The 26,482-nt window shown below is 64.6% G+C and carries 28 protein-coding genes and 1 tRNA gene; 19 read left to right on the top strand and 10 right to left on the bottom strand.

Annotation, left to right across the window (positions count from 1 at the left end):
- Positions 1-80 precede the first annotated feature (80 nt).
- The 6 genes from rph to D3227_RS24355 all read left to right on the top strand — a co-directional run bounded on the left by rph (position 81) and on the right by D3227_RS24355 (position 3,846).
- Complete coding sequence (gene rph / locus D3227_RS24380; RefSeq protein ID WP_120016827.1) at positions 81-797, top strand: ribonuclease PH; 717 nt, start codon at positions 81-83, stop codon at positions 795-797.
- Positions 798-804: 7 nt separating this feature from the next.
- Positions 805-1,215, top strand: coding sequence for a VOC family protein (locus D3227_RS24375; protein WP_120016826.1), 411 nt, complete (start codon positions 805-807; stop codon positions 1,213-1,215).
- Complete coding sequence (gene rdgB / locus D3227_RS24370) at positions 1,215-1,877, top strand: RdgB/HAM1 family non-canonical purine NTP pyrophosphatase (RefSeq protein ID WP_120016825.1); 663 nt, start codon at positions 1,215-1,217, stop codon at positions 1,875-1,877. Before D3227_RS24375 ends, rdgB begins: the two co-directional genes overlap by 1 nt.
- Before the next feature lie 4 nt (positions 1,878-1,881).
- Positions 1,882-3,060 (top strand): radical SAM family heme chaperone HemW, encoded by a 1,179-nt coding sequence (gene hemW, locus D3227_RS24365; protein ID WP_167480821.1) that lies wholly within the window; start codon positions 1,882-1,884, stop codon positions 3,058-3,060.
- Positions 3,061-3,177: 117 nt separating this feature from the next.
- Positions 3,178-3,501, top strand: coding sequence for a hypothetical protein (locus D3227_RS24360; RefSeq protein WP_120016824.1), 324 nt, complete (start codon positions 3,178-3,180; stop codon positions 3,499-3,501).
- Between the two features lie 21 nt (positions 3,502-3,522).
- Positions 3,523-3,846, top strand: coding sequence for a low molecular weight protein tyrosine phosphatase family protein (locus tag D3227_RS24355; RefSeq protein ID WP_120016823.1), 324 nt, complete (start codon positions 3,523-3,525; stop codon positions 3,844-3,846).
- A gap of 225 nt (positions 3,847-4,071) precedes the next feature.
- On the opposite strand, the gene D3227_RS24350 is transcribed toward D3227_RS24355, so the two are convergent.
- The gene (locus D3227_RS24350; protein ID WP_120016822.1) at positions 4,072-4,260 is read right to left on the bottom strand and encodes a hypothetical protein; all 189 of its coding nucleotides are present in this window, start codon (positions 4,258-4,260) and stop codon (positions 4,072-4,074) included.
- A gap of 7 nt (positions 4,261-4,267) precedes the next feature.
- Positions 4,268-4,471 (bottom strand): hypothetical protein, encoded by a 204-nt coding sequence (locus tag D3227_RS24345; RefSeq protein WP_120016821.1) that lies wholly within the window; start codon positions 4,469-4,471, stop codon positions 4,268-4,270.
- A gap of 154 nt (positions 4,472-4,625) precedes the next feature.
- Here D3227_RS24345 and rsmI point away from each other — a divergent pair, with 154 nt between their 5' ends.
- The gene (gene rsmI, locus D3227_RS24340) at positions 4,626-5,534 is read left to right on the top strand and encodes a 16S rRNA (cytidine(1402)-2'-O)-methyltransferase (protein WP_120016820.1); all 909 of its coding nucleotides are present in this window, start codon (positions 4,626-4,628) and stop codon (positions 5,532-5,534) included.
- Positions 5,535-5,656: 122 nt separating this feature from the next.
- Here rsmI and D3227_RS24335 read toward each other — a convergent pair whose 3' ends face one another.
- Positions 5,657-6,463, bottom strand: coding sequence for an undecaprenyl-diphosphate phosphatase (locus D3227_RS24335; RefSeq protein ID WP_120016819.1), 807 nt, complete (start codon positions 6,461-6,463; stop codon positions 5,657-5,659).
- Positions 6,464-6,624: 161 nt separating this feature from the next.
- Here D3227_RS24335 and D3227_RS24330 point away from each other — a divergent pair, with 161 nt between their 5' ends.
- The 11 genes from D3227_RS24330 to D3227_RS24280 all read left to right on the top strand — a co-directional run bounded on the left by D3227_RS24330 (position 6,625) and on the right by D3227_RS24280 (position 17,429).
- Positions 6,625-7,317: a glutathione S-transferase family protein gene (locus D3227_RS24330; RefSeq protein WP_120016818.1), complete on the top strand. Its 693-nt coding sequence runs from the start codon at positions 6,625-6,627 to the stop codon at positions 7,315-7,317.
- A complete protein-coding gene (queG, locus tag D3227_RS24325) occupies positions 7,298-8,458 on the top strand; it encodes a tRNA epoxyqueuosine(34) reductase QueG (RefSeq protein ID WP_120016817.1) in 1,161 nt (386 codons plus the stop codon). The genes D3227_RS24330 and queG overlap by 20 nt, the downstream gene beginning before the upstream one ends.
- Complete coding sequence (locus tag D3227_RS24320; protein ID WP_120016816.1) at positions 8,455-9,360, top strand: SDR family oxidoreductase; 906 nt, start codon at positions 8,455-8,457, stop codon at positions 9,358-9,360. Before queG ends, D3227_RS24320 begins: the two co-directional genes overlap by 4 nt.
- A gap of 70 nt (positions 9,361-9,430) precedes the next feature.
- Positions 9,431-10,522 (top strand): penicillin-insensitive murein endopeptidase, encoded by a 1,092-nt coding sequence (gene mepA / locus D3227_RS24315; RefSeq protein WP_120016815.1) that lies wholly within the window; start codon positions 9,431-9,433, stop codon positions 10,520-10,522.
- Positions 10,523-10,607: 85 nt separating this feature from the next.
- Positions 10,608-11,627: a glucokinase gene (locus D3227_RS24310; RefSeq protein ID WP_120016814.1), complete on the top strand. Its 1,020-nt coding sequence runs from the start codon at positions 10,608-10,610 to the stop codon at positions 11,625-11,627.
- Positions 11,628-11,796: 169 nt separating this feature from the next.
- Positions 11,797-13,608, top strand: a complete 1,812-nt coding sequence (locus D3227_RS24305; protein ID WP_425374542.1) for an ABC transporter ATP-binding protein — start codon at positions 11,797-11,799, stop codon at positions 13,606-13,608.
- Positions 13,605-14,417: a 4-hydroxy-tetrahydrodipicolinate reductase gene (dapB, locus tag D3227_RS24300; RefSeq protein ID WP_120016813.1), complete on the top strand. Its 813-nt coding sequence runs from the start codon at positions 13,605-13,607 to the stop codon at positions 14,415-14,417. Before D3227_RS24305 ends, dapB begins: the two co-directional genes overlap by 4 nt.
- A 93-nt stretch (positions 14,418-14,510) precedes the next feature.
- Positions 14,511-15,131 (top strand): 2,3-bisphosphoglycerate-dependent phosphoglycerate mutase, encoded by a 621-nt coding sequence (locus tag D3227_RS24295; RefSeq protein ID WP_120016812.1) that lies wholly within the window; start codon positions 14,511-14,513, stop codon positions 15,129-15,131.
- A gap of 75 nt (positions 15,132-15,206) precedes the next feature.
- A tRNA-Leu gene (locus D3227_RS24290) sits at positions 15,207-15,291 on the top strand.
- Positions 15,292-15,441: 150 nt separating this feature from the next.
- Entirely contained in the window at positions 15,442-17,121 is a 1,680-nt protein-coding gene (locus D3227_RS24285; RefSeq protein ID WP_120016811.1) for an FAD-dependent oxidoreductase, read from the top strand.
- Positions 17,121-17,429, top strand: a complete 309-nt coding sequence (locus D3227_RS24280; protein WP_120016810.1) for a UBP-type zinc finger domain-containing protein — start codon at positions 17,121-17,123, stop codon at positions 17,427-17,429. The genes D3227_RS24285 and D3227_RS24280 overlap by 1 nt, the downstream gene beginning before the upstream one ends.
- Before the next feature lie 49 nt (positions 17,430-17,478).
- Here D3227_RS24280 and D3227_RS24275 read toward each other — a convergent pair whose 3' ends face one another.
- From D3227_RS24275 to D3227_RS24245, 7 genes are all read right to left on the bottom strand, one after another.
- Complete coding sequence (locus D3227_RS24275) at positions 17,479-17,658, bottom strand: hypothetical protein (RefSeq protein WP_120016809.1); 180 nt, start codon at positions 17,656-17,658, stop codon at positions 17,479-17,481.
- A 112-nt stretch (positions 17,659-17,770) separates the two neighbouring features.
- The gene (locus tag D3227_RS24270; protein ID WP_245451854.1) at positions 17,771-18,592 is read right to left on the bottom strand and encodes a maleate cis-trans isomerase family protein; all 822 of its coding nucleotides are present in this window, start codon (positions 18,590-18,592) and stop codon (positions 17,771-17,773) included.
- Between the two features lie 39 nt (positions 18,593-18,631).
- Entirely contained in the window at positions 18,632-19,873 is a 1,242-nt protein-coding gene (locus D3227_RS24265) for a D-amino acid dehydrogenase (RefSeq protein ID WP_120016808.1), read from the bottom strand.
- 95 nt (positions 19,874-19,968) lie between these two features.
- The gene (locus tag D3227_RS24260) at positions 19,969-21,150 is read right to left on the bottom strand and encodes a cystathionine gamma-synthase (RefSeq protein WP_120016807.1); all 1,182 of its coding nucleotides are present in this window, start codon (positions 21,148-21,150) and stop codon (positions 19,969-19,971) included.
- On the bottom strand, positions 21,147-22,586 hold the full coding sequence (locus tag D3227_RS24255) for a pyridoxal-phosphate dependent enzyme (RefSeq protein WP_120016806.1): 1,440 nt from the start codon (positions 22,584-22,586) through the stop codon (positions 21,147-21,149). Before D3227_RS24255 ends, D3227_RS24260 begins: the two co-directional genes overlap by 4 nt.
- 170 nt (positions 22,587-22,756) lie before the next feature.
- Positions 22,757-24,100, bottom strand: coding sequence for an FAD/NAD(P)-binding protein (locus D3227_RS24250; RefSeq protein ID WP_120016805.1), 1,344 nt, complete (start codon positions 24,098-24,100; stop codon positions 22,757-22,759).
- Positions 24,101-24,125: 25 nt separating this feature from the next.
- Complete coding sequence (locus D3227_RS24245; RefSeq protein ID WP_120016804.1) at positions 24,126-24,602, bottom strand: RrF2 family transcriptional regulator; 477 nt, start codon at positions 24,600-24,602, stop codon at positions 24,126-24,128.
- Between the two features lie 832 nt (positions 24,603-25,434).
- Between D3227_RS24245 and tauA the strand changes: the two genes are divergently transcribed.
- Positions 25,435-26,448 (top strand): taurine ABC transporter substrate-binding protein, encoded by a 1,014-nt coding sequence (gene tauA, locus D3227_RS24240; protein WP_120016865.1) that lies wholly within the window; start codon positions 25,435-25,437, stop codon positions 26,446-26,448.
- The last annotated feature ends 34 nt before the right edge of the window (positions 26,449-26,482 follow it).

Below are 26,482 nucleotides of genomic sequence, written 5' to 3'. Positions count from 1 at the left end.
GTCCATTTTCCTTTGCGCCATGGGCCGCATGCGTCTACAAGCCGCCCACGATTCCGGAAAACCAGAAGAAAGAGGCCTGAATGCGCCCCTCCAAACGCCAAACCGACGAAATGCGCGCCATCTCCTTCGAACGCGGCGTCTCCAAACACGCCGAAGGCTCGTGCCTGGTGAAGTTCGGCGACACGCATGTCTTGTGCACGGCGAGCCTGGAGGAAAAGGTGCCGGCCTGGATGCGCAATTCCGGCAAGGGCTGGGTGACGGCGGAATACGGCATGCTGCCGCGCTCGACCGGCGAACGCATGCGCCGCGAGGCTTCCGCCGGCAAGCAGGGCGGCCGCACGCTGGAAATCCAGCGGCTGATCGGCCGCTCCTTGCGCGCCGTGGTCGACCTGCAGGCGCTGGGCGAGCAGCAGATCACCGTCGACTGCGACGTGATCCAGGCCGATGGCGGCACCCGCACCGCCTCGATCACCGGCGGCTGGGTGGCGCTTTACGATTGCCTGCGCTGGATGGAAGCGCGGCAAATGGCCAGCGTCGCCAAGGTGCTGAAGGACCATGTCGCGGCGATTTCCTGCGGCATCCTTGACGGCCAACCGGTCATCGATCTCGACTATATCGAGGACTCCTCCGCCGGCACCGACGCCAATTTCGTCATGACCGGCAAGGGCGGCATCGTCGAGATCCAGGGCACGGCCGAGGGCGAGCCCTTCTCGGAAGACCAGTTCGCCGCGCTGATGGGCCTGGCCAAGAAGGGCATCCAGCGCCTCGTCAGCCTGCAGCAGATGGCCGTCGCATAGGCTTGCCATGAGACCTTCCGCAATCCTCGAATCGGCCCTCTACGTCACCGATTTGGCTGCCGCGGAAGCCTTCTATCGCGACATGCTCGGGCTCGAGGTCTTGGGCAAGGTCGAGGGCAGGCATGTGTTCTTCCGCTGCGGCGATGGCGTGCTGCTGCTCTTCAACGCCGAGGCCACCACGGTGCCGCCGGCGCCCGATGCCAGGCTGAAGGTGCCGCCGCATGGCACGGTCGGCGATGGTCACCTCTGCTTCGCGGCGAGCGCGGGCGAGATCGCCGGCTGGCGGGCGCATCTTCAGGCGAAAAAAATCGCCATCGAAAGCGAGTTCGAATGGCCGCAAGGCGGGCGCTCGATCTATATACGCGACCCCTCCGGCAATTCGATCGAATTCGCCGAGCCAAGGATCTGGGGCCTCTGATGCATCAGCCAACTTTTCATTCCCTTGAGGGACAAAAGATCGTCGTCGCCAGCCACAATGAAGGCAAGCTGCGCGAATTCTCCGACCTGATGGCGCCGTTCGGCTTCGAGGCGAAATCGGCCAAGGAGTATGGCCTGCCGGAACCGGACGAGACCGGCACCACCTTCGAGGAAAATGCCTACATCAAGGCCTTCGCCGCCGCCAAGGCGACCGGCCTGCCGGCGCTGTCTGACGATTCGGGCCTCTGCGTCGACGCGCTCGACGGCGCGCCCGGCGTCTACACCGCTAACTGGGCCGAAACCCCTGATGGTTCTCGCGATTTCGGCATGGCCATGCAGCGCACGGAAGTGGCGCTGCAGGAGGTCGGCGCGGTGGATCCGGCACAGCGCAAAGGCCGTTTCGTCGCCGTCATCTGCCTGGCCTTTCCCGATGGCAATGCCGAATATTTCCGCGGCGAGGCCGAGGGTACGCTGGTGTGGCCGCCGCGCGGCACACTCGGCTTTGGCTACGACCCGGTGTTTTTGCCGGACGGTTTCGAAAAGACTTTCGGCGAAATGAGCGCCGAGGAGAAGCATGGCTGGAAGCCCGGCCAGCCGACGGCGCTGTCGCACCGCGCCGGCGCCTTCCAGAAGTTCGCGCGCGCCCGGCTCGGTTCGGATTGATGGCATGATTGGGCACGGCATGACCATGCAGCTCGACCGCAGCCCCGGCTTCGGCGTCTACATCCATTGGCCGTTCTGCGCGGCCAAGTGCCCCTATTGCGACTTCAACAGCCATGTGCGCCACCAGCCGGTCGACCAGGAGCGCTTTGCGCGCGCCTTCGAGACGGAATTGGCGACAATGCGCGCCCGCACAGGGCCGCGCGAGGTGACCAGCATTTTTCTCGGCGGCGGCACGCCATCGCTGATGAAGCCGGAAACCGTGGCGACGGTGCTCAACGCGGTGGCGAAAAACTGGACCGTGCCTGATGGCATCGAGGTGACGCTGGAGGCGAACCCCTCCTCGGTCGAGGCCGAGCGCTTTCGTGGCTACCGCGCGGCGGGCGTCAACCGGGTGTCGCTTGGGGTGCAGGCGCTCAACGACAAGGATCTGCGCTTTCTCGGCCGACTGCACAGTGTCGAGGAGGCGCTGCATGCTATCGGGCTCGCTCGGGAAATATTCCCCCGCCTCTCGTTCGACCTGATCTATGCCCGGCCCGGCCAGACGCCGGCGGCCTGGCAGGCGGAGCTGGAACAGGCGATCGGCCATGCCGCCGACCATCTGTCGCTCTACCAGCTGACCATCGAGGAAGGCACGCCGTTCCATGCGCTGCATGCGGCCAAGAAATTCGCCATTCCGGACAACGACCACGCCGCCGATCTCTACGCGCTGACCCAGGAGATCACCTCAGCACACGGGCTGCCGGCCTACGAGATTTCCAACCACGCAAGGCCGGGCGCCGAAAGCCGGCACAATCTGACCTACTGGCGCTATGGCGAATATGTCGGCGTCGGTCCCGGCGCGCATGGCCGCTTCGTCGAGAACGGGCACCGCGTGGTGACGATCGCCGAGAGAATGCCGGAGACCTGGGCCAATCTGGTCGAGGCCAAGGGCCATGGCGTTACCGGTGGCGAGATCCTGACGCGATCGGAAGAGGCCGACGAGTTCCTGCTGATGGGGCTGCGGCTGGCCGAAGGCATCGACCTTTCCCGATACGAGGCATTCTCCGGCCGTGGCCTGTCGAGCGCGCGGCTGTCTGTGCTGCAGGGCGAAGGACTGGTGGCGCCGATCGGCAATGCCCGCCTGCGCGCCACGCCGGCCGGCATGATCGTGCTCGACGCGGTGGTGGCGGATCTGGCGCGATAAGCCAAGAGGCCAAATGATCGGACTGTGGTGGACGATTTATCGGGCTCCAGCAAGGATGCTAGACATTTGGCTTGCTTGTCTGAAGGCGCGTCGCGCCGCGTCCAATAGGGGTCTGCCATGAAGTTCCTGATCCACGAGACGCTGCGGACATTGAACACGGACGATGTTTTCGAGTTTGGACTAGGAGAGATATCAAGATCCCTGGAGTTCGACGACATCTATAAAGCGGAGGCAATATTCACAAAAAACCAAAGAACCAGAAAAGTTAATCTGTCAGGCTTAAGTGAGTTCGACGTAGTAGGCAATCTTATGACATATGTTGGGATAAATATTAGAGCGGCTGCTAAGGAGGACTCGATAGAATTCGATCCGTGCGGACTTACGCCCGATCAGTACATCCCTCTAACCAAAACGATACGCGAGATATGGGATGAGGAATAGCCAGGCCAAAGATGGAAGCAGGTGAAAAACGTCCTCTTCGTCTGCAGCCAGAACCGCTTGCGCAGCCCGACGGCGGAGCAGGTGTTTTCAAAGCGAAGGGACATCGAGGTCGCCTCGGCCGGCACCAATCACGACGCCGACACCCCGCTGACGCATGAACTCGTCGCCTGGGCCGACATCATCTTCGTCATGGAAACGGCGCATCGCGCCAAACTGCAGAAGAAGTACAAGGCGAGCCTGAAGACGGCTCGGGTCATCTGCCTCGATATTCCGGACGACTATGAATTCATGGACCCGGAGTTGGTTCGGCTTCTGGAGGCGAAGGTACCGCGATATCTGGGCTGAGTGGCGTGGCTGGCGTTCGCTACCGCGCCTTCGTCATCCTCGAGCTTGACCCGAGGATCCATGCCGCAACCTCAGCCGAGGCATGCGTCGCTAGAATCCTGAACCGTTGCAACGCCTTGATGTCACGGCATGGATCCTGGGGTCTGCGCTGCGTCGCTTCGCTCCTTGCTTCGCCCCAGGATGACGAAGGGAGGGCCGTCTCGGCCAATCGCGGAGGTTTGCTAGTCAGGCGTCGTGCTTGAAGCGGCGCTTGCCGCGGTCCTTCTCGGGATGCGCCTCTCCATTCCGTTGCGGTTTGGCATCGGCCTTGTCGCGGCGGACGTTGTGCTGGTCGTTCATTGGATGAGGCGGCCCGCCCTCGCGGGCGCTTTTCGTTTCAAGACGGGTGATGAAGATATCGAAGCGATTGGGCATCGTCCGGTCAGTGCTCCGTCGTGCTGTCGGTTTCGGTCTCGATTATGGTCCTCGGTTCGGCCAGCAGGCGGCGCAATAGCCAATGCCTGACTTCCGCGCTGTCGGGATCGTTCTGAGCTTCGACCGGCTGGCTCTTGTCTCGCCGCGCGGCAAAGCGCTTGCGGCCGGCATAATAGGGCTCGAAAACGTCCTGTATCTTCAGGCTGTCCATCCTGTCCTCCTCCCGAGACTCAGGGGTAATTCGCCGGGCTTGGTTTCGTTCCGCACTGTGGCAAAGGCATGGCGGCCGCATTACATCGTCGTCACGTTTTGCAACCGGGCGTGCGCCGTGCCAAACAGGACCAAAGGCACGCAAGAGGGCACCGGTGACCGGCGACAAACGCAGCTATGTGATCGGGCAGACCGAGATACCGGCGCGGCCGCTCGAGCCGGCGCTCTATCTGGTGGCGACGCCGATCGGCAATCTGGCCGACATCACGCTGCGCGCGCTGGAAACACTGGCCGCCGCCGACATCGTCGCCTGCGAGGACACGCGGGTTTCGCGCGTGCTGCTGGACCGCTACGGCATCCGCCGCCGCACCACCGCCTATCACGAACACAATGCCGGCGAAGCCGGACCGAAGCTGATCGCGGCGCTCGAAGCCGGGCAGAGCGTGGCGCTGATCTCGGACGCCGGCACGCCGCTGATCTCCGATCCCGGCTACCGGCTGGTCGGCGAAGCACTCGACCACGGCATCCGCGTCGTCCCGATCCCCGGCCCTTCGGCGGCGCTTGCGGCGCTGACTGCCTCCGGCCTGCCTTCCGACGCCTTCCTGTTCGCCGGGTTCTTGCCGGTGAAGACCGGGCAACGCCTGACGCGGCTGGAGGCGTTGAAAGCCGTGCCGGCAACGCTGATCTTCTTCGAATCGCCGCGCCGGCTGGCCGAGACGCTTGCCGCCATGGTGGGGGCCTTGGGCGGCGCCCGCAAGGCGGCGATCGGGCGCGAGTTGACCAAGACTTTCGAGGAAATGCGGACCGGCACGCTGCAAACGCTCGCCGACCACTATGCAGCGGCCGACACGCCGAAGGGCGAAATCGTCATCTGTGTCGGACCGGCCGAGGCCAAGGCCGACGAGCCTGAAGACATCGACCGGCTGCTGCTGTCCCTCGCCGCCGAAATGCCGGCCTCCAAGGCGGCGGCGGAAGCGGCGAAAATGACCGGCGGCCAGAAGCAGGCGCTCTATCGGCGGCTGCTCGAGCTCCGGGATGCCGGTGGAGGCGAGGGTGGCGACTAAGCGCCAGGCGACCGTTGCGTTCTTCGGCCCACGTCACGGCATGGATCCTCGGGTCTGCGCGGCGTCGCTACGCTCCTTGCTCCGCCCGTGGATGACGAAAGCGTGTGGGCCTCGACGCGTCCTCACCCCCAGATCATCAGCGCCACCAGCCCGACGCCGCCGATCACCAGCCGCCACCAGCCGAACAGCGAATAGCCGTTGCGCGAGACGTAACCTAGCAGAAAGCGGACGACGAGCAGCGCGGTGATGAAGGCGGCGACGAAGCCGACGGCGATGATCGGCAGGTCGGCGCTGCTCAGCACGTTGCGGTTCTTGAACAGGTCGAAGGCGAAGGCGCCGACCATTGTCGGTATGGCGAGGAAGAAGGAGAATTCCGCCGCCGCCCGCTTGTCGACACCGAGAAGCAGCGCGCCGACGATGGTGGAGCCCGAGCGCGACGTGCCGGGGATCAGCGACAGGCACTGGAACAGGCCGATCTGCAGATAGAGCCGGGTCGGGAAGCGTTCGACGTCGCGGTAGACGGGCTTGAGGTTCATGCGGTCGACCGTCAGCAGCACGACGCCGCCGATGATCAGCATGATGCAGATCAGCCGTGGCGATTCGAACAGGATGGTCTTGATGAAATCATGCGCCAGCGCACCGATGATGGCGGCCGGCAGGAAGGCGATGAGGATGCCGATGACGAAATGCCGCGTCAGCCGGTCATGCGGCAGGTCGAGCAGCATTTGCCACAGACGGCGGAAATAAACGCTGAGGATGGCGAGGATGGCGCCGAGCTGGATCAGGATCTCGAAGGCCTTGCCGGTCGAGTGGAAGCCGAGGAAATGGCCGGCAAGCAGGATATGGCCGGTCGAAGAGACCGGTATGAACTCGGTCAGGCCCTCCAGCAGCCCGAGCAGCAGGGCTTCGACGATGGTGTGGCTTTCCATGGTAACCTCGGGATTTGCGGGCGGGCTTGGGAGAAGGGCTTGCTTGTCATGGCGCGGAAGTCCCCCTATAGGTCGCAGCACCCTGACGGTCCGCTTTGCGGGCGGCCAAGACTTACCGGCGCGGCCGGCGATTCGCCAGTGCGCCTTATCATCGCGGGACCATGCTGACGCTCTTCCACCATCCGATGTTCGCCACCTGCCGGTTCGTCCGCCTCGCCTTCGGCGAATATGGCGAGGAGCTGGCGCTGATCGAGGAAAAGCCGTGGACGCGGCGCAAGGAGTTTCTGGCGCTGAATCCAGCCGGAACCTTGCCGATCCTGCTTGCCGAAGGCGACGTGCCGATCGTCGGCGCGATGGTGATCGCCGAATATCTCGACGAGACGCGCGGCGTGCTCAAGCGCGACAAGCGGCTGTTCGCCGAAGACCCGATGGAGCGCGCCGAAATCCGCCGGCTGACCGACTGGTACCTCAGCAAGGCCGAAGGGGAGGTGACCCGTCACCTGGTGCGCGAGCGCGTGCTGAAGCCGATCATGCCGGAGACGGCGGGCGGCGGTTCGCCCGATTCGGGCGCGATCCGCGCTGCGCGCGCCAACATCCGCCAGCACATGAAATACACCAACTGGCTGGCCGGCACCCGCCACTGGCTGGCCGGCAACAAGGTGACCTATGCCGACCTCGCGGCAGCGGCGGCGCTGTCGGTGCTCGACTATCTCGGCGAAATCGACTGGCGCGAACACGCCGCGGCGCGCGAATGGTATACGCGGGTGAAATCGCGGCCCTCGTTCCGGCCGCTTCTGTCCGACCGGGTGCGCGGCCTGTCTCCGGTGTCGCATTATGCGGACCTCGACTTCTGACGCCGCAAAACTGCGCGGGCTGATCGACCGCGAGGCGCAGCGCGCCGGTTTCGATGCCGTCGCCGTCACCACGCCCAACGCGATCCCTCTGGCGCCGGCCCGGCTCGCCGAATTCATCGCCGATGGTTTCCATGGCTCGATGGGCTGGATCGCCGAGACGCTCGAGCGCCGGGGCGAGCCGGCGGCGCTGTGGCCCGAAGTGCGCTCGATCGTCGTGCTGGCGATGAACTACGGTCCAGACCACGACCCGCGCGCGCTGCAGGAAAAGCGCGACCGTGGCGCGATCTCCGCCTATGCGCAGAACCGCGACTATCACGAGGTGATGAAGGGCCGGCTGAAGGAGATCGCCGGCAAGATCGTGGCGCGCGCCGGCGGCGACGTGAAAGTGTTCGTCGACACCGCCCCGGTGATGGAAAAACCGCTGGCCGAAGCCGCTGGGTTGGGTTGGCAGGGCAAGCACACCAATCTGGTCAGCCGCGAACACGGCTCCTGGCTGTTTCTCGGCACCATCTTCACGACGGCCGCGCTTGTGCCCGACAAGGCGGAGGACGATCATTGCGGCTCTTGCCGCGCCTGCCTCGATGCCTGCCCTACCGATGCTTTCCCGGCGCCCTACCGGCTCGATGCGCGGCGCTGCATTTCTTATCTCACCATCGAGAACAAGGGGCCGATCCCGCACGAGTTCCGCGAAAAGATCGGCAACCGCATCTATGGCTGCGACGACTGCCTTGCAGCCTGCCCGTGGAACAAGTTCGCGCAAGCAGCATCCGAGGCGAAGCTTGTCGCCCGCGCGGATTTGCGTGAGCCGCCGCTCGCGGAGCTCTTGCTGCTCGACGACGCCGCTTTTCGTTCGTTCTTTGCAGGCTCGCCGATAAAACGAATCGGCCGAGACCGCTTTGTCCGCAATGTGCTGATCGCCGCCGGCAATTCGGGTGATTATTCGCTAGCCGGCCCGGTACGCGAACTGCTCGGCGATGCCTCGCCGCTGGTGCGGGGCGCGGCTATCTGGGCGCTGTCGCGGCTTGTGCCCGAGGCCGAGTTCGCCGAACATGCGGCAGCCTCGGCGCAAACCGAACGCGACGAGGCTGTGCGCCGTGAATGGCTTCTGGCGCAGTCAAATCCAATCGAGATCCATGCATGACCGGAAAGCATATCCTCGTTTTCGGTGCCGGCTACTCCGGCAAGGCTTTTGCGCGGGCCAACAGCGATGCGGCGCTGATTTTCGGCACCACCCGCTCGCCGGAGAAGTTTGAAGCACTCCGGCAGGCCGGAGTCACGCCGTTGCACTTCGACGGCGCGCTGACACCGGAGAGCGGCGAGGCCTTGAGGACAACCACCCACCTCATCGTCTCGGTAGCGCCGGAAGAGGTCGGCGACCCGGTGCTGAATGCCGCGCGCGACGCGATCCTGGCGGATATGCCGGCGCTCGAGTGGATCGGCTATCTCTCCACCGTCGGCGTCTATGGCGATCATGGCGGCGGCTGGGTGGACGAGACCGCCGAATGCCGGCCCATGTCCAAACGTTCGGTGATGCGGGTCGCCGCCGAACAGGACTGGCTGAAACTGGGCCAGGAGACCGGACGGCCGGTGGCGATCCTGCGGCTCTCCGGAATCTATGGTCCGGGCCGCAACGCGCTGGTCAACCTGGCCGACGGCACCGCGCGGCGGCTGGTCAAGCCGGGCCAGGTGTTCAACCGCATCCATTGCGACGACATTGCCGGCGCGCTCTGGCATCTCATCGACAGCAATCGCGGCGGCATCTTCAACGTCACCGACGACCTGCCGGCGCCGCCGCAGGATGTGGTGACTTATGCCGCTTCGCTGATGGGCCTCACACCGCCGCCGGAAATTCCGTTCGAGACCGCCCAACTTTCGCCCATGGCGCGCTCCTTCTACGGCGAGAACAAGCGCGTCGCCAATACGGCGATCAAGGCGGCGGGCTACAGCTTCCGCTTTCCTGATTACCGCAGCGCGCTCGACCATATGTGGGCCAACGGCAACTGGCGCGAGGGCGAGGCGCGCAGCCCGATGAAGCGGTCATGATCGAAGCGCAGCACTGGTCGTGTTATGATTCGCCATGGTTCGCGGCCTGTTACGGAGGGGATGCGGTTTCATGACGATGTCGATGCGATCATTGCCCGGCAGAAGGCCGTTCCTGACGGCGATGATGTCCATACTTGCCCTGACCGGGCTTGTCGCGGGCGCGCTGACGGCCGAGCCGCGAGCAAAAGACCTGTTCGGCGCCAAGAAGCTGCCGGCCGTGGCGGCTGCGCAATCCTTCGGCTTCTATTCCAGGGGCTGCTTTGCCGGCGGCATCGCCATCCCGATGGACGGGCCGACCTGGGAAGTGATGCGGCCGTCGCGCAACCGGCGCTGGGGCCATCCGGCGATGATCGCGCTGGTCGAGAAATTGTCGCGTGACGCTCACGCCGACGGCTGGCCGGGGCTTCTGATCGGCGATATCTCGCAGCCGCGTGGCGGACCGATGCTGACCGGTCATGCCTCCCACCAGATCGGCCTCGATGCCGACATCTGGCTGACGCCGATGCCCAGTCGCCCGCTTTCGACCCGCCAGCGCGAAGAGATGAGCGCCACGTTGATGGTCGATGAGAAGACCCATCTGGTGAAGGATACGCTGTGGAAGCCGATGCATACGCGGCTCCTCAAGCGCGCCGCCAGCTACCCGGAAGTCGAGCGCATCTTGGTCAATCCCGGCATCAAGAAGAAGCTCTGCGATACCGTCACCGGCGATCGCTCCTGGCTGCGCAAGATCCGGCCGTTCTGGGGCCATGACTATCATTTCCACGTGCGCATCGGCTGCCAGCCGGGTTCGCCGAACTGCAAGGGGCAGGAAGCGACCGCGGCTGACGACGGCTGCGGCAAGCCGCTGGCCTGGTGGTTCACCGAGGAGCCATGGCGGCCCAACAAGAACCCGGATGCGCCGAAGGCACGCGACCTGATGACGATGGCGAACCTGCCCAGGCAATGCCAGACCGTGCTCGACGCGCCGGCTCCGGCCTCGGCGGAAGCCGCCACCTATCATGGCGGCGGCGTGCCGATCGCTGTCGCCGCCGAGCCTGCGGAAGTGCTGCCGGCGGCAACGACGGTGCCAAGCGACGCAGCGGCGCTGCCGGCCTCGGCAAGCGCGTTCGCGCCGACACCCGAGATCGGCATCCCGCTGCCGCGACCGCGGCCGGGAAACTGACGCGGAAGCGGCTTTCCCTTTCCGAAGTCATGCGCTAGTCACGAGAAACAGCGGCGGACTGCCGGAATAGGGACGACCAAGAGCCATGCAAGGTGACGACGAGACAGCGCTGCGGTTTCCGGTCCTGATCGGCGACATCGGCGGCACCAATGCGCGCTTTTCGATCGTGCTCGACGCGAATTCGGAAGCGACCGAGCCGCAGATCGTCCAGACGGCCAATTTCAACACGATCGACGAGGCGATCCAGGTGGCGGTGCTCGACCGCTCCTCGATCCGGCCCAATTCGGCGGTGCTGGCGGTGGCCGGTCCGGTCGACGGTGACGAGATCGAACTGACCAACTGCCCGTGGGTGGTCAAGCCAAGGAAAATGTTCGCCAATCTTGGCCTCAGCGACATCGTCGTGCTCAACGATTTCGAGGCGCAGGCGCTGGCCGTGGTTGCGCTCGGCGAAGAGCATATGGAAAAGATCGGCGGCGGCACGCCGGAAGCCAATGCTGGCCGCGTGGTGCTCGGTCCCGGCACCGGGCTTGGCGTTGCCGGGCTGATCCATGCGCTGGACCACTGGATTCCGGTGCCCGGCGAAGGCGGCCATATGGACATCGGACCGCGCTCGCCGCGCGATTTCCAGGTTTTCCCGCATATTGAAAGGCTGGAAGGCCGCATCTCCGGCGAACAGATCCTGTGCGGGCGCGGCCTGGTCAATCTCTATCGCGCCGTAGCCAAGGCCGACGGCAAGCCGGCGCCCTTCACCACGCCGGCGGAAATCACTGCCGCGGCATTGGCGAAGTTGGACCCGGTGGCCGTAGAGGCGCTGTCGATGTTCGTCACTTGCCTCGGCCGCACCGCCGGGGATCTGGCGCTGGTGTTCATGAGCCGTGGTGGCGTCTTCCTGACCGGCGGCATCGCACAAAAGATCGTGCCGGCACTGAAAGCCGGCAATTTCCGCGCCGCCTTCGAGGACAAGGCGCCGCACAGCGAGCTGATGCGCGCCATGCCGGTCTATGTCATTACGCACCCGCTGGCAGCACTTCTCGGCCTTGCCGCCTATGCCCGGAACCCCTCGCTGTTCGGCGTCCAGACGGCGGGACGGCGCTGGCGCGCGTAGGGATCGCGCCGCCCCGCGACGAAGTTTCGCCATAGGCAAGCCGCAGACAGGGCGCTAAGAGGGGTGCCGAATTCCGCTCTTGCGGCATGACCAGACGACGGACCCACGGAACGCCAGCGACTTGAACCAATCATCCCAACACCATGCGAGAGCTCGGCCGGGCGAGGTCGTGGCGGTCATTCGCCGCATTCTCGAAGAGAACGGCCGCGACTATCGGTGGTCGTACGTCTTCACGATACTCTGCCTGCTGACCGTGTCAGCGACGACGGCCCTCTCCGCCTGGATCATGAGTCCGGTCGTCAATCAGATCTTCTATGAACGGCGCGGCGATCTGATCCCATGGATCTGCGCCGCACTGCTCGGGGCTTTCATCCTGCGCGGGCTTGCCGGCTACGGTCAGGCGGTGACGATGGCCAGGATCGGCAACAATCTGGTGGCGCGCTACCAGCAGCGCATCTTCAACCATCTGATGAAGCTCGGCGTCAGCTTCTTCAACGACACCCGTTCCGGCCGGCTGGCGGCGCAGGTCAACGAGAACGTCAACGGCATTCGCGACCTGCTGTCGATGACGATAACCTCGACCGCGCGCGATGCTGTCTCGCTGGTCGCTCTGGTCGGCGTCATGATCTACCAGGATCCGGTGCTTTCGCTCAGCTCCCTGCTGATCGGACCGCCGCTGATCTACACCGTGACCTATCTGATGCGACGGGTTCGGCGCATCACCCGTGAATCGGTGCAGATCAATTCGCGCCTGATCGGCGCCATGCAGGAAGCCACGCAAGGCATCGCCATCGTCAAGGCCTTCACCATGGAGGACGAGCTGTCGCGTCGCATCAGCAAGCTCGCCGACGATGCGCAACAGCGGTCAAACAAGATCGCCCGCGTCTCGGAACGGCTCACCCCGATCTCCGAACTGCTGGCAGGTTTGGCCTTCGCCAGCGTCATCGCTTATTCCGGCTACCGGGCTACCGTTCTCGGCCAGCCGCCGGGCGCGGTGTTTTCCTTCATCACGGCGCTGACGCTCGCCTATGATCCGGCGCGGCGGCTGGCGCGTATGCAGGTCGGCATGGAACGCGCTCTGGTCAATGCGCGCATGATCTATGAGCTTCTCGACATCGAGCCGCAGCAGGGCGATACGTCGGGCGCAGTCGAAGCCAGGGTCACCACCGGCGAGGTGCACTTCAACAACGTCTCGTTCGGCTATGTGCCGGAAACGCCGGTGCTGCAGGAGCTGAGCTTCACCGCCCAGGCCGGCAAGATGACGGCCATCGTCGGCGCCTCGGGTGCCGGCAAATCGACGCTGGTGGCGCTGCTGCAGCGCTTCTACGATGTCGACCAAGGCAACATAATGATCGACGGCCAGGACATCTCAAAGGTGACCAAGAAGTCGCTGCGCGGTTCGATCGCCTATGTCTCGCAGGCGCCCTATCTGTTCGAGGGCACCATCCGCGACAACATCCGCTATGGGCGGCCCTCCGCCAGCGATGCCGAGATCGAGCAGGCGGCAATGCAGGCCGCGGCCGACGAATTCATCCGCCAGCAGCCGGAGGGCTATGACACCCCCGTCGGCGAAAACGGCGTGACGCTATCGGGCGGCCAGCGCCAGCGCGTGTCGATCGCCCGCGCCATCGTGCGGAATGCGCCGATCCTGCTGCTCGACGAGGCGACGTCGGCGCTCGACAATGAGGCGGAAGCGCGCGTCCAGGAAGCGCTGACCCATGTCATGGAAGGGCGCACCACCATCGTGATCGCGCACCGGCTGTCGACGGTGGTCAATGCCGACCACATCATCGTGCTGGAAGAGGGCCGGCTGGTCGAGGAAGGCACGCATGCGGCGCTGATGGCCGACCCGCACAGCGTCTATGCCCGCTTCCACCGGGTGCAGGGCAAGAAGGGGCTGGGGCTTGTCGACGACGCCAAGCCAATCCAAACTCCGCTGCCGCGCAGCCGCGCGAAGAAGGTGGTCGGGAGAACAGCATGAGCGATATGGGCCTGGTGGTGGTAGGCGCGGCCGGCCGCATGGGCCAGACGCTGATCCGTGCCATCCATACGATGCCGGGCGCGCGCGTCGCCGGCGCGGTCGAGCGGCCGGGTTCGCCCTATCTCGGCAAGGATGCCGGAGAGCTTGCCGGCATCGGCATCATCAACGTGCCGATCGTCGACGATCCGCTGCCGGCCTTCGCCAAGGCTGACGGCGTGCTCGATTTCACCGCACCGGCTGCGACCGTCGAATTCGCCGGCTACGCGGCGCAGGCGCGCATTGCCCATGTCATCGGCACCACCGGCTGCTCGGCCGACGACAATGCCGCGATCGCGGCGGCGGCGCGCCACGCGACGATCGTCAAGTCCGGCAATATGAGCCTCGGCGTCAACCTGCTGGCGGTGCTGGTGGAACAGGCCGCGAAGGCGCTTGACGCTGACGATTTCGACATCGAGATCCTGGAAATGCACCACCGCCACAAGGTCGACGCCCCGTCCGGTACCGCATTGCTGCTCGGCGAAGCAGCCGCCGCAGGGCGCGGCATTCCGCTGGCTGGCAACGATGTGCGCGTGCGCGACGGCCATACCGGCGTGCGCAAGACGGGCTCGATCGGCTTCGCCTCACTGCGCGGCGGCTCGGTGGTCGGCGATCATTCCGTGGTTCTGGCCGGCACGGGCGAGCGTATCACGCTTGCCCACCATGCCGAGGACCGGGCGATCTTTGCCCGCGGCGCGGTCAAGGCCGCACTTTGGGCGCGCGGCAAGAAGCCTGGACTGTATTCGATGCGGGACGTGCTCGGGCTCGCCTGAGGCGTTTCAGAAGTTTCTTGTTCTTACGCAATTCCGGACGGAAAACCGCTACACACTTTTCCTGGAATTGCTCTCAAACTCGAAGGAGCAAACATGTCGGGAACTCTCGTGCTCGTGCGCCATGGCCAGAGCGAATGGAACCTGAAGAACCTGTTCACCGGCTGGCGCGACGTCGACCTGACCGAACAGGGCCACAAGGAGGCCAAGGACGCAGGCGCGAAGCTCAAGGCGCGCGGCCTGAAGTTCGACATCGCCTTCACCTCGGCGCTGATCCGGGCCCAAAAAACCTGCCAGCACATTCTCGACGCGGTCGGCCAGAGCGAGCTGAAGACGATCCGCGACCAGGCGCTGAACGAGCGCGACTATGGCGACCTCTCCGGCCTCAACAAGGACGATGCGCGCAAGAAGTGGGGCGAGGAGCAGGTGCATATCTGGCGCCGTTCCTACGACGTCTCGCCGCCAGACGGCGAAAGCCTGAAGGACACCGGGGCGCGGGTCTGGCCTTACTATTTGCACGATCTGCAGCCGCATGTGCTGCGCGGCGAAACCGTGCTGGTCGCGGCACACGGCAATTCGCTGCGCGCGCTGATCATGGCGCTGGACGGCAAGAGCGGCGAGGAGATCGTCAAGCTGGAACTCGGCACCGGCGTGCCGGTGATCTACAAGCTCAACGCCGATTCCACCGTGGCGTCGAAGGAAGTGCTGGAAGGCTGAGCCGGCAACAGGTTGGGCCGCTTGAAAAAAGCGCGTTGACACCCGTCGCTTGCCCGCTTACATGAGCCCGCACCAGCCCAGATGGCGGAATTGGTAGACGCGCACGGTTCAGGTCCGTGTTCCGCAAGGAGTGGAGGTTCGAGTCCTCTTCTGGGCACCAAATTCCCGTTTCGAGCCTTTGATATGGTTCAGAGACCCAAAGAAAAAGCCCGGTTCGTCCGGGCTTTTTTGTTGGCGCCAACCTGCCTTCCTGGTCAGGCATTGAACAAACCACTTCAAACCCGACGACCTCGGCGGTACGGTCGAAGCCATGGCTCAATCCGCCCAACCGATCACCATCACCCGTCGCGACCAGATGTTTCCCGTCCTGGCCGAGGCGGACATCGAGCGCATGCGCCGGTTCGGCGAGGCCAGTGCCTATGCCGCCGGCGAGCACATCGTCACTGCCGGCGAGGTGGCGCCCGGCCTGATCGTCGTCTTGTCGGGTACGGTTGATATCACCCAGCATGCCGGGCTCGGCCGGCGCGAGACGATCGTCACGCACGGCCCGGGCAACTTCATCGGCGAATTGGCGCAGCTTTCGAGCCGCCCGTCGCTGGTCAATGCCGAGGCCACCCAGTCGGTCGAGGCCTTCGTCATCCCCTCGCAGCGGCTGCGGGACCTGATGGTGCAGGAGGCCAATCTCGGCGAGCGCATCATGCGGGCGCTGATCCTGCGCCGTGTCGGGCTCTTGGAAAGCGGCTCGAGCGGACCGGTCATAATCGGACCCGCCGGCAATGGCGACACTTTGCGGCTGCAGGGTTTTCTGGCCCGCAGCGGCCAGCCCCACCGCGCTCTCGATTCCGACAGCGATCCGTGCGCTAAGACGCTGATCGAGCGCTTTCATGTCGACCCGCATCATCTGCCGATCGTGCTCTGTCCGAACGGCAAGCTGCTGCACAATCCCGGCGAAAACGAACTCGCCCGCTGCATCGGCCTGCTGCGGCCGATCGACACCACCAAAGTCTACGACGTGGCAATTGTCGGCGCCGGGCCGGCGGGGCTGGCGGCCGCGGTCTATGCGGCGTCCGAAGGGCTGTCGACGATCGTGCTCGATTGCCGCGCCTTTGGCGGCCAGGCGGGCGCTTCCTCGCGCATCGAGAACTATCTCGGCTTCCCGACCGGCATTACGGGAATGGCGCTGATGGCGCGCGCCTACAACCAGGCGCAGAAGTTCGGGGTCGAAATGGTCATCCCCGACGAAGCCAGGCTGCTCAGCGCTGCTGCAGGTGGCTACACGCTCGAAGTCGGCGATGGCGAGACCGTGCGGGCGCGCACGGTGGTGATCGCAAGTGGCGCACGCTACCGCCGCCTCGATGTCGCGAACCTGGCGCAATTCGAGGGGACGTCCGTGCACTACTGGGCTTCGCCGATCGAAGCGCGGCTTTGCAGCGGCCAGGAAGTGGCGCTGGTCGGCGCCGGCAATTCGGCCGGTCAAGCGGCAGTCTACCTGGCCAGCCAAGTGCGCAAGGTGGCACTGCTGGCGCGCCGCGGCAGTCTCGATGCGACCATGTCGCGCTATCTGGTCGAGCGCATCAAGGCGCAGCCGAATATCGAGGTATTGGCCGAGACCGAGGTCGTGGCGCTGGAAGGCCACGAGGGCAATCTCGATGCGGTGCGCTGGCGCAACCACGCAACCGGCGCGGAAACGACACACGCCATCCGCCATCTCTTCCTGTTCATCGGCGCCGAGCCGAACACCGACTGGCTGGCAAAATGCAATGTGGCGCTGGACGCCAAGGGTTTCGTGCGCACCGGACCGGACCTTGCACCGGCACATAGCCTGATGGAGACGAGCCGCAGCGGAGTGTTCGCCATCGGCGACGTGCGCTCCGGCTCGGTCAAGCGGGTGGCCGCCGCCGTCGGCGAAGGCGCCCAGGTGGTGGCGGCATTGCACGCCTATCTCGCGCGCGGCAACGCCGTCGCGCCTCAAGCGGCCAGGAGACAGTGATGGCGGACGAATGCAGACATGCGAGCGACATCCAGGACGTGACGCCGAGCGCGCTCGGCTGCGAGGAATGCCTGAAGAGCGGCTCGTGGTGGGTGCATCTGCGGCTCTGCCGCACCTGCGGCCATGTCGGCTGCTGCGACGACTCGCCCAATCGTCACGCCACCAAGCATTTTCATGCCACCAGCCATCCGATCATCGAAGGTTACGACCCGCCGGAAGGCTGGGCCTGGTGCTATGTCGACGAGGTCTTTCTCGACCTCGGCGACCGCGCGACACCGCAGAACGGCCCGATCCCGCGTTTTTATTGAACTGGCACCGGCCGGGACATTTGTGCCGACAGGCGCTCTGCGTCGCCGTTTATTTCACGGAGCCTGTGACGGTCCGGTCAATGGCATCGGGAACGGATTTGCGCTCGTTGCCGGCAAGTGCAGCTATGATCAACAGGCTGGCGACGACCGGCACGAACAGGATGGCGACACGGGCCTGCACATAAAATATGGCGCGCCATTCGTTGCGCTTGTCGGGGCTGTCGCTCATCGTGCTCACTCTGTCATGCCCCCCAGGCGGGACATAGCCGCGAACGGTTAAGCAACCCCTTCCGATTAGTTAATCCGCGGATTTCGAACCCGGAGATCAGCAAACCAGGCGATCAGCTGGCCGGTAGCTCGAACAGCCTGCCGCCTGCGGGCACGACATCGTCAATCCCAGCGAGCCGCAAACAATGCCAGGCCATGGCATGGTTGCTGGAGGTGACGGGGATGCCGATGCGCTGCTCGAGGCCGGCCACCGCTTCGGCGACGCGCAGGCTGGTGCAGGAGATGAAGATCGCCTCCACCCCCGGTGCAGCCGCCATTTTTTCCGCCGCGGCTTCGATCGAGGCTAGCGAGATACGGGCGGCCTCGCGGTCGTCCTGCCGGTCGAAGGTGGCGACGGCCGCTATGTCGAGGCCACGGCCGGTGAAATAGGCGACGAGCCCTTCGTTGATGCGGGGTGAATAGGGCGTGAGCAAGCCGATGCCCTTGACGCCAAGCGCCTTGAAGGCGGCAAATGCCCCGGTGACCGGCGTGGTGCAGGCGACGCCTGGCCGCGCCTTCCTGATCTCGGCGAACACCGCCTCTTCGCCGAGCGTCATCGTCGCCGAGGTGCAGCCGAAGCCGACGACGTTGAGCGGGAGGCTGGGCAGGATGAGGTCGACGCATGGCGCGATCCGGGGACCGATGGCGCGCAGCGTGTCCGGCGTGATGTTGTGGTCGTTGAAGACACGGGCCTCGTAAAAAGCGACGCCGGGAATGCGCACCAGCGCGCGGAATTCATGTTCCAGCGTCTGGTCGGTGGCCAGGATGGCAAGGCCGATCGCGGCGCGTGAGGCGAGGCCGCCATCGAGCTCCGACGGAAGTACGCCGAGATCGATCGGCCCGGAAGAGGGAAGGCGGGCGGCGGCAAGGTTGGCGGACATGGCGTTCCCTTTCATCTTCTCTTCCGATCCCAAGGACCGGCTGAGATCATGCTCTCAGTTCAAAAGTCCGTCCATGGCAATGGCCGGCGGGCGGCCGGCGATCAGATCGGCGGTGATGCGGGCCGAGCCATGCGACATGGTCCAGCCGATATGGCCGTGGCCGGTGTTGAGGTAGAGGTTGCGCAAGCGCTGCCGCCCGAAGGCCGGGAGATTGTTCGGCGTCATGGGCCGCAGACCCGCCCACATCTCGGCGCGGTCGTAATCGGCGCCTTCGGGATAAAGCTCCTCGGTCACGCCTTTCATGAAGGCGAAGTCGGCGGGCTTGTGGCTGGTGTCGTAGCCGGCGAATTCCGCCGTGGCAGTGACGCGGATGCGGTCGCCGAAGCGCGAGATGGCGACCAGATTGTGCTCGTCGACCGAGGCGATGGTCGGCGGCTGCGGCCGGTTGCCGACGGGAATGGTCAGCGAATAGCCCTTGATCGGATAGATCGGCAGGCTGATGCCGATCGTCCTGGCAAGGATCGGGCTGTAGGAGCCGAGCGCCAGCACATAGGCATCGCCCTTGAAGTTGCCTTTATCGGTCAGCACTTGCGTGACGCCGCCGCCCGATGTCTCGATGCCGGTGATGTTGGTACCGATGTGGATGGCGCCGCCGCGCTCGACGACTTTTGCCGCCAGTGCTCTGGTGAACTTGGCCGGATCGCCGGTCTCGTCGGTCGGGCAATAGATGCCGCCGGCGATCTTTTCCTTTGCGGAGGCCAGCGATGGGTCGAGCGCGACGACGCCGTCGCGGTCGAGCACTTTTATCACCTGGCCGTCGGACTCGAGCAGCTTCATATGCTCGACGCCTTTGTCGAGCGCCTGCTGGCTGCGATGCAAATAGAGGATGCCGCGATCGTTGCGGTCGTAGTCGATGACCTCGTCGGCGATGACTTCGTGCAGGACGGACTGCGAATAGGCGGCAAGGCGGTGCTTGAGCAGCGTGTTGCGCCGCGCCTTCTCGGCCGTGCATTCCAACAGGAATAGCCACGACCAGCTGTAGAGCCTGGGATCGGCCGAGATCTTGAAGCGCAGCGCCTGGTCCTTCAGCACCAGCGATTTCAGAAGGATCATCGGCGCCCTGGGCGACGACCAGACGAAGGAATGTCCCGGCGCGATCATGCCGGCATTGCCCCAGCTGGTCTCAGTGGCGACCTGTGCCTGACGCTCGAGGAGCACGACCTCGTGGCCGTCCTTCTGCAGCTGATAGGCAGTGGTGACGCCAACGACGCCGCCACCCAGCACGATCACGCGCATGACGCCTCCGGAGATCGCAAAGTCGGCTCACTTTAGAGTGGAATCCGAAATTGCAAAGTCCGGACTTTTGGGCCAGGGCGGGGGCCAGGAGTCGCCTAGGCCCTCAGAGCCTGTTCCAAATCCGCAATCAGATCGTCCCCGTCCTCGATGCCGGCCGACAGGCGCACCAGCGAGTCGGAAATGCCGATGACGCCGCGCTTTTCGGCGGGGATCGAGCCGTGGGTCATCAGCGCCGGGTGCTCGATCAGGCTTTCGACGCCGCCGAGGCTTTCGGCCAGGGTGAAGAGCTGCGTGCGCTCGAGGAAGCGTTTGGTACCGGCAAGGTCGCGGTCGAGCTCGACCGAGATCATGCCGCCGAAGGCATGCATCTGGCGCCTGGCAATTTGATGCTGCGGATGGCTGGCGAGGCCGGGGTAGATGACGCGGCGCACATCGGCGCGGCTTTCCAGCCATTGCGCGATCTTCAGCCCATTCGAGGAATGGCGCTCCATGCGCAGCGCCAGCGTCTTGATGCCGCGCAGCGCCAGAAAGCTGTCGAACGGGCCGGAAATCGCGCCGATGGCGTTTTGGAGGAATTTCAGACGGTCGGCCAAATCCTTGTTGTCGCCGACGATCGCCACGCCGCCGACCATGTCGGAATGGCCGTTCAAATATTTTGTCGTCGAGTGGACGACGATGTCGATGCCGAGCTCCAGCGGGCGCTGCAGATAGGGGCTACAGAAGGTGTTGTCGGCGACGCTGAGCAAGCCCTTGCGTTTCGCCAGTGCCGCAACGGCTTCGAGGTCGACGACGCGCAGCAGCGGATTGGTCGGCGTCTCGACCCAGAGCAGTTTTGTCTCCGGGCGGATCGCGGCCTCGACCGCGGCGAGATCGGTGAAGTCGGCGAAAGAGACCTGCAGGCCCGCCGAGCGTTTGCGCACCCGCTCCAGCAGCCGGAAGGTGCCACCATAGATGTCGTCGGTGGCGACGATATGGGCGCCGGAATCGAGCAGTTCCAGCACGGTCGAGATCGAGGCCAGGCCGGACGCGAAGGCGAAGGCGGCAGAGCCGCTTTCGAGATCGGCCACCGCGCGTTCGAAGGCGAAGCGGGTCGGGTTCTGGCTGCGAGCATATTCAAACCCCTTGTGCACGCCGGGCGACTGCTGGCCGTAGGTGGAGGTGGCGTAGATCGGCACCATCACCGCGCCGGTCAGCGGGTCGTGGCTCTGGCCGCCATGGATGGTGCGCGTCGAGAAGGCCAGGCGGTTCTTGCCGGTTACGGGTGCGTTGATGGTCATCGTGCGCGCCTCAAATGGTTGATCAGGTCGATGCGGGTTATCAGGCCGACGAACTCTTCGCCGTCGAAGATGATGGCAACCTCGTTGCGGTCGAAGACCGGCAGCAGCGCGTTGAGCGTCTGGCTGGCCTGCAGCGTGTGCAAATTGGAGGTCATGGCGGTGCGGACCGGGGCATTAAAGCGGTCCCAGCGGCCGTCATAGGGGCCGTCGACGTTGGCCAGGATATCGCTTTCATCGACGATGCCGACCAGCTTGCCGTCGTCGAGCACCGGCAGTTGCGAGACATCGGAGCGGCGCATGCGGCCATAGGCGTTGAGCAGGCTTTCGTCCGGGCCGACATAGACCGTATCGCCGGTGCGGTGCGAGCGCATCACCAGGTCGCGCAGGTCGCCATGCTGTTCGTGCTCGGCAAGGCCCTGCTCGGCCAGCCAGAAATCGTCGAACACTTTCGACAGATATTTGTTGCCGCTGTCGCAAACGAAGGTGACCACGCGCTTGGCAACGGTCTGCTCGCGGCAATAGCGAAGGGCCGCCGACAGCAGCGTGCCGGACGACGAGCCGGCCAAAATGCCTTCCCGGGATAGAAGATCGCGCACCGCCAGCATGCTCTGCTTGTCGGGGATGGAGTAGGCCTTTTTCACCAACGACAGATCGGCGTTGGGCGGCACAAAGTCCTCGCCGATGCCTTCCACGGTCCAGCTGCCGGCCTCTTCCATCTTGCCGGTCTTTATCAGCGGCGCCAGCACCGAGCCGACGGGATCGGCCAGCACCATCTCGGTCTTCGGCGAGTGTTTGGCAAAATAGCGGCCAAGCCCGGTCAGTGTGCCGCCGGAGCCGACGCCGACGACCACCGCGTCGATGTCGCCTTCGAGCTGGGTGAAGATTTCGGGGCCGGTGGTGGTCTCATGTGCCAGCGGGTTGGCCGGGTTGGCGAACTGGTTGGCGTAGAAGGCGCCGGGCACTTCCGATGCGATCTTCTCGGCCATGTCCTGATAATATTCTGGATGGCCCTTGCCGACATCGGAACGCGTCATGCGCACTTCGGCGCCGAGCGCGCGCAGATGCTGGATTTTTTCGCGCGACATCTTGTCGGGCACGACGAGGATGATGCGGTAGCCCTTGGGGATGCCGACCTGGGCAAGGCCGAGTCCGGTATTTCCGGCGGTCGCCTCGACGATGCTGCCGCCGTGCTTGAGCTTGCCCTGATTTTCGGCGGCGGCGATCATCGACAGCGCGATGCGGTCCTTGATCGAGCCGCCGGGGTTCTGGCTTTCGAGCTTGATGAACAGCCGGCACTTGCCGGTGTCGAATTTGGTCAGTTCGACAATGGGCGTCTGGCCGATCAGGTCGAGCACCGAGGCATAGGGCGGACGCAACCGGGACATCGCGCTGTCCGAAGGGGCACCGCCAGGTGCGGCGATTGTGTGCGCGCTCATATCAGAGGCTCCATGGTCAAACCTAGCGTCTTTTCCAGCCGATCGCCGTTGGAAAGAAGATAGACCGTGCCAATCCGACGGCCAGACGGGGAATGAAATTCCTACCATTCGGCCCGCATGGTGCCAGGGTGTGCTGAGATTCAGGTCAGGTCGCAGGCCGGCATCACAGCCTACCCCAGCAATTGCTTGCTCAGCCTGGCACACTGGACGCGGATATCCGGGATGGCGTCGATCTCGAAGAAGGTGCCTCTGGTCAGCGGCCCGACGGCGAGGATCTTGGCCGATACACTCCCGTCGCTGCCTATGATCTCGCAATTGGCCGACACGTCGAGGCCGAGCCGCAGCGGGTCCGGCCGTGCCAGCCCGCGCTCGACCAGCGAGCGCACGACGCTGTTCGAGGTGGTCGAGATGTCCCTGGCGATGCCGGTGCAATCATAGAGGCGGGCGACTTCGAGCGTTTCGAGCGCCTGCGTGTGGCGGGACTGGATCTGCACGGTGAAGGCGTCGTCCGCCTCGATGCCGACGACACGGCCGGCGACAGGACGGATGCGACCGGACTGAACGGCCTCGGTGACGCGGGCATGGACCTGGGGTGCCAGGCGATGCCTGTGGATGTCCCACCAGGCCTTGGTGTGCTCGACGAAACGGCGCTTGGCCGAAGACGGCCAATTCTGCCAGATCTTCTGGTTGAAGGGCCGCAGACCATCGACGACGTCGCGCCAGTCGATGCCGGCCTTTTGGTTTTCGCGGATCAGGTCGCGGAACCAGCCGACGAAATAGGAAAGCTGGGTGCCGAGCGGGATGTCGGCGACGTCGAGCTTGATCGGATTGCCCTTGCGGTGCGGCGAAGGCAGCAGGCCGCGCCGCGACACGGCCACGATCTCGCCCTTGTGGCCGCGCTGTTCGAGCGAAAGGAAGGCATCGACCATGCTAAGGCCGGTGCCCAGCACAAGGACTCGGGCTTCAGGGTCGAGCGCGGTGTCGGCTTCGGTCCCCATCCTGATCGCATGGCCCTGGCCGGCGCCGGGCTGCTCGTCATGACCTGTGGCGAGCACGGCGAGATGAGCGACCACGCTGGTGCCGTTGGCCAAAGCCACCTCGACGCCGGAGGCAGTGGGCGAGATCGACAGGCTCTCCTCGCGGATCAGGCGCAGGCGGCCGGTCTCACGTTCGCGGGCCTCGAGCTCATCGAGCAACTCCTTCAGATAGCGGGCATAGAGGCTGCGCGGCGCATAGAACGGCCCCTGGTCCGGATTGGCCAGGCCGCGCTCCAGCAGCCAGTGCGCGAAATTGCCTGGGTCGTCGGCATAGGCGCTCATGCCGGCGGCGCTGACGTTGAGCACATGCGCCGACAGCAGCGTCGAATAGGCCATGCCCTGGCCGAAATGCGGACGCTTCTCGATCAGCGTGACGCGCAGATCCGGATTGGGCGATTTCAGCAGATGCGCGGCAAGCACGACGCCGCTGGCGCCGCCGCCGACGATGATGATCGAGTTTGCGCGCCCGATGGTCATGCGTACACCGCCTGCCTTGGCGTGTTCAGGCCTGGATCTTCGCCGCTACCGGAAGGTCGTCGATGTCCCTCGCGACCGTAAGGTCGTCGAGGCCGATATCGCGCATCTCGGCGAGGCTGCGCTGATCCAGCACCTCGGCGATCGCCTGCCGGACCTCCAGCATCAGATGTCTGACTTGGCATGTCGCCTCGTTGCAGTCTTCGCAGCGCTGGTATTGGGTACGGCTGGCGCAGGGGATCGGCGCAAGCGGCCCGTCGAGCACACGCACGACATGGCCGACCTTGATCTCGTCGGCCGGGCGCGCCAGTCGATAACCACCTTCCTTGCCCTTGCGGCTTTGGACGAAGCCGGCATTGCGCAATTCGCCGAGGATGGCGTCGAGAAACTTCTTCGGGATGTTGTTGCCAGCGGCGATATCGCCGACGAAGGCGAGTTGCCCAACCGGCAAGTGCGCGAGATGGACGAGCGCCTTGAGGCCGTACTTGCCCTTTTTGGTGAGCATGAGCCGAACGTTTCTCTGTCATGCGATGGCTTGCTGCCATCAGTTGCGAAACGCTTGGCGTGCCTCCCCGCCGCGTCCAAGCAGTCATGACACATAAATTCTAGTGACATGATATACAAGCCGATCGCTTTTGAATTTGTTTGGTTTTCAAGCCGCGAGCGCGATTTTAGGCTGGGCTTGTGACGCCGAGGACACAGAAACCCGCCTTGCACGTAGAGGAACCTGTGGCCCGGACTCGATGCCACGAGCGTTCGTCGGGAAGCGGTGGGTATGGTCGCTCATCGTGCTCAACTCCCTATGTCGATAAGAATACTATAGTTACCCTCGAAAACAGGAATGGGGTTTCAATTCGGCGTGAGTTTGAAGCATGGATTTGTCGAACGAGGCTTCTCCTGGCAACCTCGGTTCTTGGCAGCTGGTAACGGTGGACTTCGTCATCCCAGGGCGCAGCAGGAGCGAAGCGACGTCGCGGCGACCCTGGGATCCATGCCGTGACGGCGGTCGAAGAATGCAGCGGCGCAGAATGAAGGCTGCTCCTCCAATCAAAGAAAGCCTGCACCGTGGCGACGCCTTGATGTCACGGGGTCTGCGCTCCGCTTCGCGTCGCTCCGCCCTGGATGACGAACTCGCAGGCTTCGGCCGGCGTTGGCGGACCAGTGCCATCTGTAGCGGTCGCGCCGGTAGCAGCCGCACTTTGCGCCTCGCTATCCCTTCACCAGTGGCTTTTTTCCAACAAGCCCGCCTCGGTTGGAAGTATTTAACTCTACAAGAACGATAGAATTAGCGGACTATGAAAAGGCAATCCGATTTTCGCTTTTTCATGGAGCCCATCATGTCGACCATTTCGCGACGCATCATACTGCTCTCGTCGGCGGCACTTGCCGGTGCCGCCTTCCTCGGTCCGGCACAGGCCGACGACCTCAAAATCACCATCGGCTACCAGACCGTGGTCGAGCCCTCGAAAGTGCCGCAAGCCGACGGCGCCTATGAGAAGGCGACCAAGGCCGCGATCGACTGGCGGAAATTCGATTCCGGCGCCGATGTCATCGCGGCGGTCGCGTCCGGCTCCGTCGATATCGGCTATGTCGGATCGAGCCCGCTGGCGGCCGCGGCGAGCCGCGAGCTGCCGATCCAGACCATCTTCGTCGTCGGCCTGATCGGCCAATCCGAAGCGCTGGTCGCCCGCAACGGTTCCGGCATCGAGAAGATTGCCGACCTTGCCGGCGAGAAGGTGGCGGTGCCGTTCGTGTCGACGACGCATTACAGCCTGCTTGCCGCGCTGAAGCATGAAGGCGTCGATCCGAAGTCGGTTGAGATTCTCAATCTCAGGCCGCCGGAAATCGCCGCCGCCTTCGCGCGCGGCGACATCGACGCGGCCTATGTCTGGGATCCGGCGCTCGGCCAGATCAAGACGTCGGGCAAGGTGGTGCTGGATTCCTCGCAGGTTGCCGCCTGGGGCGCGCCGACCTTTGACGCCTGGATCGTGCGCACCGATTTTGCCGAAAAACACCCGGAAGCAGTGCGCGATTTCGTCAAGGTGACGGGTGCCGCCTATGCCGAATTCCTGGCCAAGCCCGACGCATGGTCGGTGTCGTCGCCGCAGGCGGCCAAGATCGCCAAGATCACCGGCGCCAAGTTGGAAGAAGTGCCGCAACTCTTGAAAGGCTATGGCTTCCCGACACTCGAGGAGCAGGCCTCCACCAAATTCCTCGGCGGCGGCACGGTCAAGGCGATCGAGGCGGCTTCGGCCTTCCTCAAGGAGCAGGGCAAGATCGACGCCGTGCTGCCCGACTACTCGAAATATGTGTCGCCGAAATACGTCACCGAGGCGCTGGCCTCGAACTGAACGCGCGCGCGACGCGTGCTGCCTGCCCCGGACC

The sequence above is a fragment of the Mesorhizobium waimense genome, assembly GCF_003601975.1.
GTDB lineage: Bacteria > Pseudomonadota > Alphaproteobacteria > Rhizobiales > Rhizobiaceae > Mesorhizobium > Mesorhizobium waimense.
This window is presented reverse-complemented; position numbering and strand designations above follow the sequence as displayed.